Genomic DNA, 15,481 nt, shown 5'->3' on the forward strand with positions numbered 1-15,481 from the left:
TTTTAATACAGAGAAAGGGTTGTTTTTAGTGGGTATTTCGTTAAAATTTAAAATAAATTTCACTCTATATAAATAAAACATATGAAAAAACATTCTGGACTAATAGCAGTATTTTCTTTGGTACTGGCTTGTAGCAATAGTTATGCACAAGACCATAAAGACGCCTTATTGAAGGATTTTGCTATACCACCAAATTCTGCTAAACCACGTGTATGGTGGCATTGGATGAACGGAAATATCGCTAAAGAGGGTATCGCCAAAGACCTTTTATGGATGAATCGAATAGGTATTGGTGGCTTTATGAATTTTGATGCGGCGATGGCAACACCACAAATTGTAAAAAAGCGACTAACCTACATGACTCCGGATTGGAAAGATGCTTTTCAATTTACGACTAAATTAGCAGATTCATTACAGTTAGAAATGGCTATTGCAGGATCACCGGGATGGAGTGAAAGCGGCGGACCCTGGGTAAGTCCGAAAGATGGGATGAAAAAATTGGTATGGAGTGAAATCCGTATTAAGGGAGGCAAAAAATTCACTGGTGTTTTGCCAAAAGCACCAACGAAAACAGGAGATTTTCAGAACATACCTTTCTTTGAATCAATGAGTATAGGAGAGCCAGGTGAAACACCAGTAGATTATTATGAAGATATTAGCCTTATGGCTTATAAATTGCCAGAAGGAGAGGTCAATTTTAGTGATTTAAAAGCAAAAGTTAGTTCGAGTGGAGGGAATTTTTCCGTCAACCAACTTACAGACGGGGATTTAGGAACTACTATTTTACTGCCTTCTACACTAAATGATGAAAGCGCATGGATACAGTTTGCTTTTGAAAAACCTCAGGCGTTTAAAGGAATAACAATTGTTGGAGGTGGAGACAAAGGTCCTTTTGGACTTTTTGGAGACAAAGCAGATACGCGTTCCCTTGAGGTTAGCGACGATGGTATTCATTTCAAAAAAGTGACTTTTATTCCGGCTGGAGGACTTGTGCAGCAAACTATTACTTTTCCAGTTACAACTGCAAAATATTTTAGGGTTACTTTTAAAAATCCTCCTCCTATTTTTAGTTTTGAAGCGATGCTCGGTTCTGGTGCTGCTCCAAAACCTTCACCAGGAACAGATGTTGCAGAAATTGTTTTGCATAGCAGCACGAAAATTGATCGATTTGAAGAGAAAGCCGCTTTTGCTGCTGTTACAAATATCGATTTAAAAGGTACGCCAAGCACAGATGGGATTGCTCTTGAAAATGTAGTTGATTTATCAGACAAAATCAATGCAGACGGAGCATTGAACTGGACGCCACCTGCAGGAAATTGGAAACTTGTACGTTTTGGTTTTTCTTTATTGGGAATCACTAACCATCCTGCTTCAAAGGAAGCAACAGGTTTAGAAGTGGACAAGTTGGATCCTGTAGCCATAAGGGCCTATTTTGAAAATTATTTAGACCAATACAAAAGTGCGACAGGAGGTTTGATGGGAGACAAAGGAGGTTTACAATATATAGTTACGGATAGCTGGGAAGCCGGAGCACAAAACTGGACAAAAAATTTACCTGCTGAGTTTTTAAAACGAAGAGGCTACAGTTTAGTACCATGGATGCCTGCGCTGACAGGTCAGATTATTAAAAATACGGAAGCTAGTGAAAAATTCTTGTGGGATTATCGAAAAACACTAAGTGAAATGGTTTCAGAATACCATTATGATCAATTGACGACTTTATTACACGAGCGCGGAATGAAACGCTATTCTGAGTCCCATGAAAGTGGTCGTGCGTTAATTGCTGATGGAATGGAAGTAAAACGTACTGCCGATATTCCTATGGGCGCCATGTGGACACCGGGTTCAATAGGGGGGGATGGTAAGACGTATAATGTTGATATTCGCGAATCCGCTTCTGTGGCTCATATTTACGGACAAAATTTAGTGGCTGCGGAATCCCTTACAGCAATTGGTAATTCTTTTGCCTTTTCACCGGAACGATTGAAACCAACTGCCGATATGGAATTAGCCAGTGGATTGAACCGATTTGTAATTCATACTTCTGTACACCAACCGTCGGATGAGCATTTTCCCGGTCTCGGACTTGGACCGTTCGGTCAATGGTTTACGCGCCATGAAACCTGGGCTGAGCAAGCGAAGTCTTGGACAGATTATTTATCCAGAAGTTCGTATATGCTGCAACAAGGTAAATTTGTAGCAGACATCATCTATTATTACGGAGAAGACAATAATATTACGTCTCTTTTTGGTAAAAAACAGCCGAATATTCCAGTAGGTTATAATTATGATTTTGTTAATGCAGACGCACTTTTAAATGTGCTTTCTGTGAAAGACGGACAAATTGTTACTCCAAGCGGAATGCATTATAAAGTTCTGGCATTGGATGCCAATAGCCAGCAAATGACGTTAAAAGTAGCTGTTAAAATTAGTGAATTGGTAAAAGCTGGCGCTACTGTTGTAGGTCCGAAACCAATAGGAACGCCAAGTTTAAATGATGACCAGGCTGCTTTTAATTCCATTGTAAGTGAATTATGGGGTGCTGATAATACGGTAAAATCTATTGGAAACGGAAAAGTATATACAGGAGAAAGTATCGAAAAAGTACTAACTGCTTTGCAAGTTAAACCTGATTTTGAATATACAAAACCACAAGCTGATACGCAATTATTGTATGTTCACCGCCAGCTGCCAGAACAGGAATTGTATTGGGTAAATAATCGTAATGCAAGAACCGAAGATTTAGAAGCAACTTTTAGAGTTACTGGAAAAACGGTAGAAATTTGGCATCCGGAAACCGGGAAAACAGAACCGGCTTCGTATTCTTTTGCAGATGGTCGTACCAAAGTATCTTTGCATCTTGAGCCAAATGATGCCGTATTTGTAGTGTTCAAAGAAAACACTGCAAAAACAGCTCAAATTGTACCTGCAGTAACGGAAACTAAATTAGCAGCTCTTGAAGGAAACTGGAATTTAAGTTTTCAAAAAGAAAGAGGAGCGCCTTCTAATGTTTCAGTTGATAAATTAAATTCTTGGACAGAAAGTTCAGATGCTGGAGTGAAGTATTTTTCAGGAACCGGAACGTATTCCAAAACAATTGAAGCGCCAAAAAGCTGGTTTAAAAACGCGGGACAATTATGGATTGATTTGGGTGATGTGAAAAATATTGCAGAAGTAATAGTTAATGGTAAAGTAATAGGAACAGTATGGAAAAAACCATTTAGAGTTGATGCAACAGGAATACTGAAGCCGGGAAAAAACACTATAGAAATAAAAGTGACAAATCTTTGGGTAAACAGACTTATAGGTGATGCGCAGCCCGATGCTGTTACCAAAATCACTTATACTACTATGCCATTTTATAAAGCGGATGCTCCATTGCTGCCGTCAGGATTATTGAGTACTGTGACCGTTTTAGCAGTGAAATAAAAAATTATTCTTTTGGAATGATTTGAAATAATTAGAATTTAATTTTAAAGAGGTGGAACCAAAACATACAGTTTGGTTCCACCTCTTTTTTTTGTTTGCTATTTTGAAATTACAGCATTACTAAGACAGGCTAATTCTTCTTTTTTTAATTCGATAAATAGCTGTCTTAGCTGTTTTCTGCTTGAATTGTTTTGAAAAAAGCGAGCAGTTCAAAACTAAAATTCAAAAGCAATTTCTTTAAATGGTTTTACTTGCTACTGCATAGCAATGTGCAGGTAGCAAAACTCTTGAAAAATCTATTGAATTTCTAGAAGATTATTGTAAAATTGTTTGTGTTAATGATGATCTTAAAATAAGTAATTTTTTAAATAATTATTGTTCGGATATTTTATCGCCCATCATTTTATTAGCAATTTTTGTGGTTCTTACGAACTTGATTCCCATTTAATGCAGGTTTTGGTATTTCATCGGGAACAATTCAAGAAGCATTAGGGGCATTTTCAATTTCTTTAGTTCTTATGGTTAATGGAGTTTGGTGAACGTTTATTGGGTTGCCTTCTTCTCTTATTGTAAAAACGATTTTATCTACTTCTCCAAAGATTGGATTGAACTTTTCTTTTTTTTTACGTTTTTATTGAATTTTAGTTTCATCCAGTACCCAATATCAGATATGGGGATCTCAAAATTGTTTGCAAATTTTTTTAATTCCATCATTTGTAAATGCATAATGAGTTAACTGTGAAAGGGGCGTTGATCGTACTTTATCATAGAATTCTTTTCTAGGTAATTCAATAGTATCCATGTTTTTAATGATTTATGTTTAAACCGTAAATCAAATTTACTTGTTTATCGGAAAAGTTAAATACAAAAAATCTTTGTTTTAATTTTGTACAATTATTTATAATTCATAAAAAATGATTATTTTTGTAACTCATAAAATTAATCCTTAAAAGAACATTTAAATCAAAAATCAAGAAATCATGGAAGCAACTACAGGATTGGTAATAAAAGGATTGCGTGAAAAATATGGATATACACAAGAGAAATTAGCTGGTTTTCTTGATGTAAAAAGAGAAATGGTCAGTTTCTATGAAAATAATGAAAGGGAGGCGCCTTTAGAAATTTTAGAAAAACTATCGGATTTGTTTGGTGTGGAATTAGCTGTTTTTTTTAGTGAAACCATAGAAGAAGCAATGGCTGAAGTTGTTTTTGCATTTAGAAAAGATTCGGTCAATGAAAGTGATATGGAAAAGCTTTCTGATTTTGGGAAAATTGTAAAAAATTATATTAAGATAAATCGATTGTATCATGGCATTTAATGAGAAAATATTAGAAGCCAAAGCAAATAAATTCCGAAGAGAATTGGGATTAGGCAGTGAGACTTCGATAGATTTAGAAAAGTTATTATTGACTTTAAGCGTTTTAAGCGTTTACAAACCATTGGAAAGTGAATTTTCTGGTATGGCACTTAAAACCAATGATAATTTATTTATGCTAATTAATTCGGCAGTACCTGTAGGTAGACAAAATTTTACTATTGGTCATGAATTGTATCACTTATTTATCCAAAGTGATTTTAATTTTCAGATGTGTAATGCCGGTAAATTTGATAAAAAAGATAAGGAAGAATACAATGCTGATATTTTTAGTTCCTATTTTTTAATGCCGGAGGCAGCTATAATAAAACAAATTCCTGAAAAAGAATTGGGTTGGGGCGAAACGCTATCATTGAGTACCATAATAAAAATGGAGCAGTATTTTGGAGTATCAAGAGCTGCCCTTTTGGTTAGATTAAGCAAAGGCAAGTACATTCATTATGAAGATTACAAACCTTATTTAAAAGGGGTTATTAAAAGCGCCGTGGAGCATGGGTACTCTGCTGCTCTTTATCAAAGAAATGATGAAGAGAAAGTAGTAGGAGATTATGGAATTAAGGTTAAGGCATTGTTTGATGTTGATAAAATTTCTGAAAGTCATTATCATTCTTTAATGTTGGATATAGGTTTAGATATTGATGATCCAAAATTTAATGATGATGGTAAAGAAAACTAGTATAGAACCAAGAATATTATTGGATTGCGATGTCATCATTCATTTCACTAAAGCAGGACAACAATTGCTTTTGCCTAAAATATTTCCTGGTCGATTTGTTGTTTTAGACAAAGTAAAAGCCGAATTAGATAAACGTAAAAAAAGTATTGTCGCGTTAGATAATTTTATTGAATGGTCAAAAATAGAAGTTATTCCTTTTCCAAAAGACAAGGCCATTATTATGGAATATGCTCGATTAAAAACCAATATGGGTGATGGAGAAGCGGCCTGTATGGCAGTAGCGAAACATACTAAAGATTATATTGCGAGTAGTAATTTAAAAGATATTAAGGATTATTGTGATTATTTTGGTATTGTCTATTTAACAACTATGGATATCCTTTTGGAAGCTTATTATTCAGGTATACTAAATGAAAATGAATGTAATCTCTTTATTCAGGAAGTAAAAGCGAAAGATAGTAAGTTGATTAATGGTATAGATACAATTAAACAATATCAAGAAAAAGTAAAAAAATAACCGAAGTATAAAAGAATTAGGCTTCGGTCAGTTTATTTAAGTTTGGACGCTCTTTGATTTCTTCTGCAAAAGCAATAGAATTTTATTTGTCTAAAGGAGGTGCTAAAATAAAAAAACCATCAAAATGTTGATGGATAATCTCTACTAGTATGAGGTACATTAGCTCACGAATTTAAATACCCGGTGAATTAAAGAAAAGGTAAGTTCTGAAAGCAGGTAAACTATACCATTGTCTGCAAGTACTAAGCGCTTAAATAGTCAAGTTCTATTTTTTAAAGTATTAAAAAACACATAAACCCTCTCATTTATGTGTTTTTGTTAAGGATTACGAGAATTTAAATTAAAGAATATCAAGTGCTTCCTGCATTTTTTTTTGTGTGTAAATTTCTATTTCTCTCCTTTTTTGTGGACAATCTATAACTCTCCTACCTGTCCTGATAAACAAAACTAATTAATGTGATAATTTAAATAAATATAAGTAATCGATTGCACTGGTAAAACCCTAGTACAGTCTTAAGAATTCATTTTGATAGTTTTGGAATATATAAAACATAAAAATATGTTATGTATAAAAAAATGTGAGAATAAATACATACTAACTTAAAAAAACCAAAAAATGAAGAACTTTTTACAACAACATCGAGTTGCCCTATTCCTGATTAAGGCATTGGTGTTGTATTTGGGATTCTGTACCCAAGCGATGGCGCAACAAATTATTCAGGGAAAAGTAACAGATGAAAATAATCAACCTATTGTAGGTGCAAATGTTTTAGTTAAAGGAACAAATAAAGGAACGAATACTGATATCGATGGTTCTTATAAAATTAGTGCTGAAAGTAAATCAATATTAGAATTTACATTTCTGGGTTATACAGTGAAAAATGTAACTGTAGGAAATCAAAGCACTATTAATGTGGCGATGGAACCTGATAACAAAGTCTTGAATGAGGTTGTTGTTGTTGGTTACGGTAGTCAAAATAAAAAGAAAGTGCTAGGATCGGTTCAGACGATTAATGCCAAAGAGCTAAAAGACTTACCTGTTTCTCAGATTTCTCAAAAACTGCAAGGAAAAATGGCTGGTGTACAAATTAACCAAACCACTGGGAAACCAGGAGCTGGAATGGCTATCAGAATACGTGGTCAGGCTTCAATCCTGGCAGGAAGTGATCCTTTATATGTTATTGATGGTTTTCCAATCGTTGGGGACATCAGCAGCATAAATCCAGATGAGATTGATAATATTTCGGTATTAAAAGATGCAGCATCTACCTCTTTATATGGTTCCAGAGCGGCTAATGGGGTTGTTTTGATTACTACTAAACAAGCTAGGAAAAATCAAACTACTACTAGTTTTAATATCTATACAGGAAGTCAATCTGTTCCTCAGCAAGGACGTCCTGACTTAATGAATGCAGAACAATTTGCTCAGTTTAAAAAAGAATCTTTTGAAGATTTAGGGCAACCAGTACCTGCTCAGTTTCAAAATCCTTCTCAGTACGCAGGAAAATCAAATGATTGGTACGGAGCACTTTTAAGAACTGCGCCTTTACAAAGTTATAACTTCACAATTGCATCTAATAAAGATAAATTGAGTACTTCTGCTGTTCTTGGGATTTTTAACCAAGACGGGGTTATGATTAACTCAAATTACAAGCGTTACTCTTTACGTATCAATTCAGAATATGAGATATCTGATAAAGTAAAAGTGGGTTTTAATATAGCGCCAAGTTACTCTATCAACAATACACCTAGTTCAGATGGTATTTTCTATGCTTCAAATCTGAATTCGGCTGTACCTGGAGGTTTGTTTACAAATGCTATGCTGACATGGCCAACAAGCGCTTATAGAAATGAAGATGGCTCATTGCCATTATCAGTAGACGGAGCATTTCCTACTCCTAACTGGTTTCGTTCAGCGCAAGAGATTACCAATGAGACAAAATCTTCAAGATTGCTTTCCAATGCAAAAGTAGAATATGAGCCGATTGCTGACTTAATATTGAAAACAACATTCAATGTAGATTTAGGAAACAGCGCTTTTAAGAACTTTAATCCATCAACAGCTTCAACAGTATTTGCATCATTACCACCAGTTATAGCCAGTGCCGTTAATTTGGACACGAAATACATGTCATGGTTGAATGAAAATACAGCTACTTACACAAAAGATTTTGGGGATCATAATGTAGAAATATTGGCAGGTTATACGAATCAAAAATACCGCGCAGATATAGCTCAAATAAGAGCTACCGGTTTTCCTGATGATCGTATTCAAAGTATTCAGTCTGCTTTGAACATTGACCGTACTAATACGTATACTGATGTACAAGAATGGGCATTGACTTCTTTATTGTCTCGTGTGAATTATAGTTTCAAAGGGAAATATTTATTAACGGCAGCGATTCGTCGTGATGGATCTTCTCGTTTTGGTTCTGATAACCGTTGGGGTAATTTCCCTTCAGTTGGTGCAGGATGGATTATATCTGATGAAGAATTTTCTAAAAAAATACCTGCAATCTCTTTTGCTAAAGTAAAAGCTAGTTTTGGTATCATTGGAAATAATAATATTGGAAATTACACACAATATGCTTTGATTAACAATTCGTCAAATGCAGTATTCGGGAACACAGTTGCCAGTGGAGCAGCAGTGACCTCATTAGGTAACCCACAATTAGGCTGGGAAACAACAAGTCAATTGGATTTAGGTCTGGATTTAGGATTATTTGACGAACGCATTCGTTTTGGGTATGATTTTTACACTAAGAATACAACAAACTTATTGTATAATGTTGCTGTTCCTCAAGAGTCAGGATTTACAAACTTTAATGATAACGTAGGTGAAATTAAGTTTTGGGGACATGAGTTTAGTTTAAGTACTAAAAACTTGACTGGTGAATTTAAATGGAATACCAACTTAAATGTTTCATTTAATCAAAATGAAGTATTGGCTTTGGCTGATGGTGTAGGTAGAATTTATGGTGGTTTTGGAAACTATGCTACTATTACAGAAGTAGGTAAGCCATTAGGTCAATTCTATGGTATGATTCAGGAAGGGGTTTATAAAGATGCTGCTGACTTTGCTGCTTCTCCAAAAGCAACAGATTCTCAAGTAGGGACAATAAAATTCAAAGATGTGAATGGTGACGGTGTAATTACTTTTGGTGGTGACAATGATGACCGTACCGTTATTGGAAATCCATTTCCATCGGCATTAATTGGAATGACAAATACATTTAATTACAAAAATTTTGATTTAGCAATTGTATGTTCTGGTTCTGTTGGGAACGATTTAATGGTAATGTCTGATCAGGGTGCTACTAATTTAGATGGTGTGTTTAATGTGTTGGCAGATGTTCAAAACCGTTGGCGTTCAGAAGCCAATCCTGGAGATGGGCGTTATGGGAAAACAACTGCTGCAACGTATATGGAGCGTGACTGGTCAAGTACTCGTTTTGTAAGTGATGGTTCTTATTTAGCTATTAAAAATGTTACTTTAGGATATAACATTCCTACGAATGGTAAATTTTTCAAAACAGCACGTGTATATGGATCAGTACAACAATTATACACTTTTACAAATTACAGAGGAGTTAACCCGGAAGCGAGTGTATCTGCTAACGGAACTGGAGGAAGTACACTTAATCTAGGAATGGATTGGGGAAGTTATCCTGTACCGAGAACTGTTACAGTCGGAGTTAATGTTGGATTCTAAAAAACTAAATTAAAAACTAAAAAACGTAAGGCTTTGAGACGTAAATTATTCGATTTGCATCAAAAATAAATTTTAAATAAAAACTTAAAGCCTTAGGTTCAATAATTACAAAAAATAAAACATCATGAAAAAGATACTATTCACCGCCTTATCATTGAGCTTGTTTTTAGGTTCATGTTCTTCAGATTTCTTGGAAATTCCTTCCGAGACCTCTTTGAGTACGGCTACTTTTTATAAAACAGAAGCGGATTTACAGCAGGCTGTTAATGCTGCATATGCACCGCTTAGAAATTTATACAATACTTCTTTTCAGGGAGCTTATATAATGGGAGAATTACGATCTGATAATACTACTTATATATTTAATCCAGGTTACCGAGGAACAATCGATCCGGAGGCAATTGCAGATTTTACGAATCAACCATCAAACTCTGTGTCAACAGGTAAATACACAACCAATTATCAAATTATTGCAAGAGCAAACCAACTGCTGGCATCTGTTGAGGGGGTCGATTTTGCTGCAGCTTCTAAAAATAACATCAAAGGACAGGCTCTTTTCCTGCGCGCTTTGGCTTATTTTGATTTAGTTCAGTATTTCGGAAAAGTGCCTTTGCATTTAACTCCGGTTACCAATAGAGAAGAAGCGGCATTACCATTATCTGAAGTGGATGCAGTTTATGCACAAATAATCGCAGATGCTTCTGAAGCAGCTACATTATTACCTCCAAAATCAGTACAAGAACCAGGTAGAGCTACTTCTGGAGCAGCTAAAACCTTGCTTGGGAATCTACATGCAGTTAAGAAAGATTGGGCATCAGCGGAAACCATTTTAAAAGAAGTGATTGACTCAGGAGAATATACTCTTTTAACCGATTATGCTTCGGCATTTTCTGTAGGTAATAAAAATAATTCAGAATCCGTTTTTGAAGTACAATACAAAGAAGGTACTGAAGGCTATGCCAGTGGATTCATTTATGAGATGTTGCCGATGCCTATGTCTGCTGCACAAGTTACCAGCATTACAGGAGCTTCAGGAGCCCAGGCACTTACTGTTGAGGCTTATAATATCCCAACTCCGGATTTAGTAGCAGCTTATGAAGTTGGAGATTTAAGAAAATCTATTTCAATAGCAACAGCAACATTAGCTGACGGTAAAACATATCCTTATATCAAAAAGTTATTACAACCGCATGCTCAGGCAGGAATCACCGGTACAAACTGGCCAGTTTATCGTTATTCGGAAGTACTTTTACTGTATGCTGAAGCATTAAACGAGCAAGGAAAAAGCGTATCTCATTATTTGAATGATGTACGTAATCGTGCAGGTCTTATTAATTCACTTGCAGTGGGTCAGGTTAATTTACGTGCTGCAATTTTAGCGGAAAGACGTGTTGAATTAGCGTTTGAAAACAAACGTTGGCCAGATTTAGTGCGTACAGGAAATGCAGCAACAGTAATGGCAGCTTATGGTGCCAGAGTGAAAGCGAATCCACAAGATTATTATTTTCCTGCTGGTTTAGCACCTGCTCCCGCAGCTTTCGGAACAATTAGTTTATTGTTTCCTTTACCTGCAAGTGAGTCGCTATTATCACCAAATTTTTAAATTATTTGTTTAAGTTACTACTAACCAGATACGGCATTATGCTTTATCTGGTTTTTTAGGTAACTTTCAATTCTTAATTACTTTTTATAATGAAAAAAATATATTTCTCGATTTCGCTACTGAGTTGTTTGTTGTTAAGTGGGACAACACTTCTTGCACAGGATTTTTATCAAAAACAAAGAGCAGGATGGCTGGATATTGCAGAAGCAACCAAGCCCAAATTAATTGAAACGGTAAAAAGACCTGTTGGTATTGTTTCACTTGTAAAAGATGAAAAAGCCTACCAAGGTTGGAAAGTGGTTCCAAAACAACCAATGGACAGTTTGTACACTCGTTCGATGAAAAAACAATCAGGCGTGGTGTTGGATTTTGGAGAACACCTTACCGGATTTGTTACGTTCAAAGTTGAAGATATGCAGCGAGCTGCTGATGCTGCTCTTAGATTAAAATTCACTTTTGCAGAAGTTCCAGCTGAAGCGGCTTTGCCTTTTGACCCGTATAATGGTCAACTGAGCCGTGCCTGGTTGCAAGACGAAATCGTTACGGTATCTGAAGTTCCTACTAGTATTACTATACCAAGAAGAGTAGCGTTTCGTTATGTGAAAATTGAAGTACTGGGAAGTTCGGTATATTCTGATTTTAAAGTTTCGGACATTTCGGTTAATGCAACGACTTCTGTTAAAGAACCAGCGGCACCTTTAGCGGCAACAACTCCGGAATTAATCAAAAAAATTGATCAAATTGGGTTGAATACGCTCAAAGAATGCATGCAAACCGTTTACGAAGATGGACCAAAAAGAGACAGACGCCTTTGGATTGGTGATTTGTATTTGGAATCATTGGCTAATATTTACTCTTTCAAAAATCATGATCTTACAAAACACTGTCTGTATTTATTAGCAGGACTAAGTTATGAGGATGGTGTAGCACCTTCCAATGTTTTTGAACGACCGACTCCGCATCCACAAATCAATCCTCTTTTTGACTATGCGCTTATTTATAATGTGGCGCTGAAAGAATATTTTGTAGCCACGGGAGATAAGAAGACGGCTTTAGATCTTTGGCAAGTAGCCAAAAAGCAAATTGAAATCCCTAAAAAATATATTGGAGCGGATGGCATGATGGATTACGAACGTGCCAATAAAGAATGGTGGCTGTTTTTTGATTGGAGAGATGGTTTGGATAAACAAGCGGGACTGCAGGGAGTTGTGATCTGGGCATATAAAAACACCTATGAACTTGCTAAAATGTTAGGCAAAGAAAATGAAGTTTCTGAATTGCCGGCTCTTATTGAAAAAATGTCTAAAGCGGCGCACAAGAATTTATACGATGCCAAAAGTGGATTGTTTGTTAGCGGAAAAAACAAGCAAATTTCCTATTGTTCACAAGCCTGGATGGTTTTAAGTGGTGTGGCTACTAAAGCCGAAGGCGCAAAAGCACTAAAGAAGATAGCAACTACTGAAAATGTCGTTTATCCGGGTGCTCCGTATCTATACCATTATGTTATCGAAGCGATGATACAGGTAGGAATGAAAAAAGAAGCCAAAGATATACTTACCAGCTATTGGGGTGACATGGTCAATAAAGGAGCGGATACGTTCTGGGAAGTATACGACCCAAAAAACGATTTCCTTTCTCCATACAATGCTTTTTTGGTAAACAGTTATTGCCATGCCTGGAGTTGTACTCCGGTTTATTTTATCAGAAAATATCCTGAAATTTTTCAGAAATGATACTTTATGTAGAATTGCTTCTCCTTAAATCTTTAAAAAAATGAAAAAAAATAGTGCCATAATCATACTATGTTTACACGTATTGTTGGTTTCAACAATCACGTTTGCCCAAAAGATAGCGCCTTCCATTTTAGAAAATAGATGGCAGGCATTTTGGGTTACCGTACCAAATGCTACGGCGGATGGATATGGTGTTTATTTATTCCGTAAAACAGTCGAATTAGCATCCAGACCAAGTTCCTTTACTGTTCACATTTCGGCTGATAACCGTTACAAACTTTTTGTAAATGGGAAATTGGTTTCCATCGGACCAGCGCGTGGAGATCTGAGTCATTGGAATTTTGAAACGGTTGACATTGCCGGATATCTGAAGGCTGGTAAAAATACAGTTGCAGCACAAGTTTGGAATGAAGGGGAGTGGAAGCCCGAAGCACAGATTTCATTTAGAACGGGCTTTATACTGCAAGGTGCTACTGCTGCAGAATCAATTCTGAATACCAACAACAGTTGGAAATGTGAAAAAGACAATAGCTATGCTCCGATTAAGTTTGATGTACGTACTTACTATGTAGCTGGTGCGGGAGAGGCTCGTAACATGGCTTTACACCCAAAATCTTGGGAAAGTGAAGGCTATAATGATTCAAGCTGGCAAAACGCCAAACAACTATTTAGAGGTTCTCCTAAAAATCAATTAGGTTCTTTTGGTACTACAAGTGGTTGGATGCTTGTACCATCGAGTATTCCGCAAATGGAGATGAAAGAGGAGCGATTATTGAAAGTGGTCAATGTCGAAGGAAATTGTTCAATACCTAGTGGTTTTCCTGAAAAGAAAAATGAAATAAATATTCCTGCTAAATCTTCCGTTAAAATAATATTAGATCAAACGTATTTGACGAATGGGTATCTGAATTTAGAATTTAGTGGTGGAAAAGAGGCAGCGATAACATTAACGTATGCAGAGTCAATGTACTCAACATATCCATCTAAAGGAAACAGAAACGAAACACAGGGGAAACAGTTTTTAGGTCGTAAAGACAGTTTGACTTCTGACGGTACTAACGTTCAAAAATTCACAAATCTTACCTACCGTACCTATCGCTTCATCGAACTAAGTATTGTTACACAAAATGAACCACTCACGTTGAATGATATATATGGTACTTTCACTGGGTATCCGTTTAAGATGAACGCCAATATTGCTACAACAAACAATGAGATGGATAAAATCTTGGAAATTGGTTGGAGGACTGCTCGTCTATGTGCTACAGAAACGTATATGGATTGTCCCTATTATGAACAATTGCAGTACATTGGAGATGGCAGGATTCAAGCTTTAGTATCGCTCTACAATAGTGGTGATGACCGTTTGGTAAAGAATGCGATCAATTTGATGGATTTTTCAAGACAACCTGAAGGTGTTACATTAAGTAGGCATCCGTCCTATACACCCCAATACATTCCTACATTTTCATTATGGTATATAGGTATTTTGCACGACTATAGCAGGTATGGTAGCGATGTAGCTTTTATAAAAGATAAAGTGAGTGGGGTTCGTCAGATATTAGAGTACTTTAAGAAATACCAACAAGCGGATGGTTCATTGAAAAATGTGCCACAATGGATGTTTACCGATTGGGTTGACAGTTCCAAAGAATGGAAGGACGGTATTGGCCCAATGAGTGCTAACGGAACATCTGCCATGCTCGATTTGCAACTTTTGTGGGCATTTCAGGAAGCTGCTGATTTAGAGAATAAATTAGGTATTCCTGCCTTGGCAATCCAATATCAGCAATCTATCGATATGTTGAAGAAAACTATCAGAGCAAAATATTGGGACAAAGAGAAAAAAATGTTTGCTGATCGAGAAGAAAAAGATTTGTTTTCACAGCATACAAACGCATTAGCAATATTGACAGGAATAACCAGTCAGAGCGAACAGATTGAAATTGCTAAACAGTTATTAACAAATCAAAGTTTAGCACCCGCATCCATATATTTTAAATATTATTTGCATCAGGCGCTTATAAAAGCCGGCTATGGCGACGACTATATGAAATGGTTGGATAAATGGCGAGAGAATATTCAAATGGGACTTACCACTTGGGCCGAAACTTCAGATGTGGACAAAACCCGCTCTGATTGCCATGCTTGGGGTTCCAGCCCAAATATCGAAATATTTCGCACCATTTTAGGAGTAGATAGTGATGGCATAGGCTTTTCAAAGGTTAAAATTGAGCCACATTTAGGACAGATGACGGACATCAGCGGAACGATACCCCATCCAAAAGGAAGTATTTCGGTACATTACAAATTAGAAAATGGAAAATGGAAAATTCAAATAGAATTACCAAAAACTATAACAGGTTCGCTGGTGTGGAAAGCTAAAACGATAGCGCTAAAAGAAGGCTTAAATCAAATATCCCAGTAATTAAATA

General features: G+C 36.1%; 8 protein-coding genes. All 8 read left to right on the forward strand.

The genetic code is table 11. The annotated features are described in order from the left end of the window. The first annotated feature begins 81 nt into the window (after positions 1-81). The 8 genes from ACNQGN_RS01285 to ACNQGN_RS01320 all read left to right on the forward strand — a co-directional run bounded on the left by ACNQGN_RS01285 (position 82) and on the right by ACNQGN_RS01320 (position 15,474). Positions 82-3,429 (forward strand): glycosyl hydrolase, encoded by a 3,348-nt coding sequence (locus ACNQGN_RS01285; RefSeq protein WP_417986068.1) that lies wholly within the window; start codon positions 82-84, stop codon positions 3,427-3,429. A gap of 980 nt (positions 3,430-4,409) precedes the next feature. After that, positions 4,410-4,748: a helix-turn-helix domain-containing protein gene (locus ACNQGN_RS01290; RefSeq protein WP_417986069.1), complete on the forward strand. Its 339-nt coding sequence runs from the start codon at positions 4,410-4,412 to the stop codon at positions 4,746-4,748. After that, entirely contained in the window at positions 4,738-5,481 is a 744-nt protein-coding gene (locus tag ACNQGN_RS01295; RefSeq protein WP_417986070.1) for an ImmA/IrrE family metallo-endopeptidase, read from the forward strand. The genes ACNQGN_RS01290 and ACNQGN_RS01295 overlap by 11 nt, the downstream gene beginning before the upstream one ends. Then, positions 5,465-5,998 carry a PIN domain-containing protein gene (locus tag ACNQGN_RS01300; protein WP_417986071.1) on the forward strand — a complete coding sequence of 178 codons (534 nt, stop codon included), beginning with the start codon at positions 5,465-5,467 and terminating at the stop codon, positions 5,996-5,998. Before ACNQGN_RS01295 ends, ACNQGN_RS01300 begins: the two co-directional genes overlap by 17 nt. Positions 5,999-6,614: 616 nt before the next feature. Next, positions 6,615-9,710 carry a SusC/RagA family TonB-linked outer membrane protein gene (locus ACNQGN_RS01305; protein WP_417986072.1) on the forward strand — a complete coding sequence of 1,032 codons (3,096 nt, stop codon included), beginning with the start codon at positions 6,615-6,617 and terminating at the stop codon, positions 9,708-9,710. Between the two features lie 124 nt (positions 9,711-9,834). Further along, positions 9,835-11,313, forward strand: a complete 1,479-nt coding sequence (locus tag ACNQGN_RS01310) for a RagB/SusD family nutrient uptake outer membrane protein (protein WP_417986073.1) — start codon at positions 9,835-9,837, stop codon at positions 11,311-11,313. Between the two features lie 89 nt (positions 11,314-11,402). After that, entirely contained in the window at positions 11,403-13,046 is a 1,644-nt protein-coding gene (locus ACNQGN_RS01315) for an alpha-L-rhamnosidase-related protein (protein ID WP_417986074.1), read from the forward strand. A gap of 40 nt (positions 13,047-13,086) precedes the next feature. Further along, the gene (locus ACNQGN_RS01320) at positions 13,087-15,474 is read left to right on the forward strand and encodes an alpha-L-rhamnosidase-related protein (RefSeq protein WP_417986075.1); all 2,388 of its coding nucleotides are present in this window, start codon (positions 13,087-13,089) and stop codon (positions 15,472-15,474) included. Positions 15,475-15,481: the final 7 nt, after the last annotated feature.

The sequence above is a fragment of the Flavobacterium rhamnosi genome, assembly GCF_048286515.1.
Classification (GTDB): Bacteria; Bacteroidota; Bacteroidia; order Flavobacteriales; family Flavobacteriaceae; genus Flavobacterium.

What these genes read in the sequence shown, in the direction of transcription:
- ACNQGN_RS01285 (WP_417986068.1), top strand. Translation starts at nt 82, where the DNA reads ATGAAAAAACATTCTGGACTAATAGCAGTATTTTCTTTGGTACTGGCT.
- ACNQGN_RS01290 (WP_417986069.1), top strand. Translation starts at nt 4,410, where the DNA reads ATGGAAGCAACTACAGGATTGGTAATAAAAGGATTGCGTGAAAAATAT.
- ACNQGN_RS01295 (WP_417986070.1), top strand. Translation starts at nt 4,738, where the DNA reads ATGGCATTTAATGAGAAAATATTAGAAGCCAAAGCAAATAAATTCCGA.
- ACNQGN_RS01300 (WP_417986071.1), top strand. Translation starts at nt 5,465, where the DNA reads ATGGTAAAGAAAACTAGTATAGAACCAAGAATATTATTGGATTGCGAT.
- ACNQGN_RS01305 (WP_417986072.1), top strand. Translation starts at nt 6,615, where the DNA reads ATGAAGAACTTTTTACAACAACATCGAGTTGCCCTATTCCTGATTAAG.
- ACNQGN_RS01310 (WP_417986073.1), top strand. Translation starts at nt 9,835, where the DNA reads ATGAAAAAGATACTATTCACCGCCTTATCATTGAGCTTGTTTTTAGGT.
- ACNQGN_RS01315 (WP_417986074.1), top strand. Translation starts at nt 11,403, where the DNA reads ATGAAAAAAATATATTTCTCGATTTCGCTACTGAGTTGTTTGTTGTTA.
- ACNQGN_RS01320 (WP_417986075.1), top strand. Translation starts at nt 13,087, where the DNA reads ATGAAAAAAAATAGTGCCATAATCATACTATGTTTACACGTATTGTTG.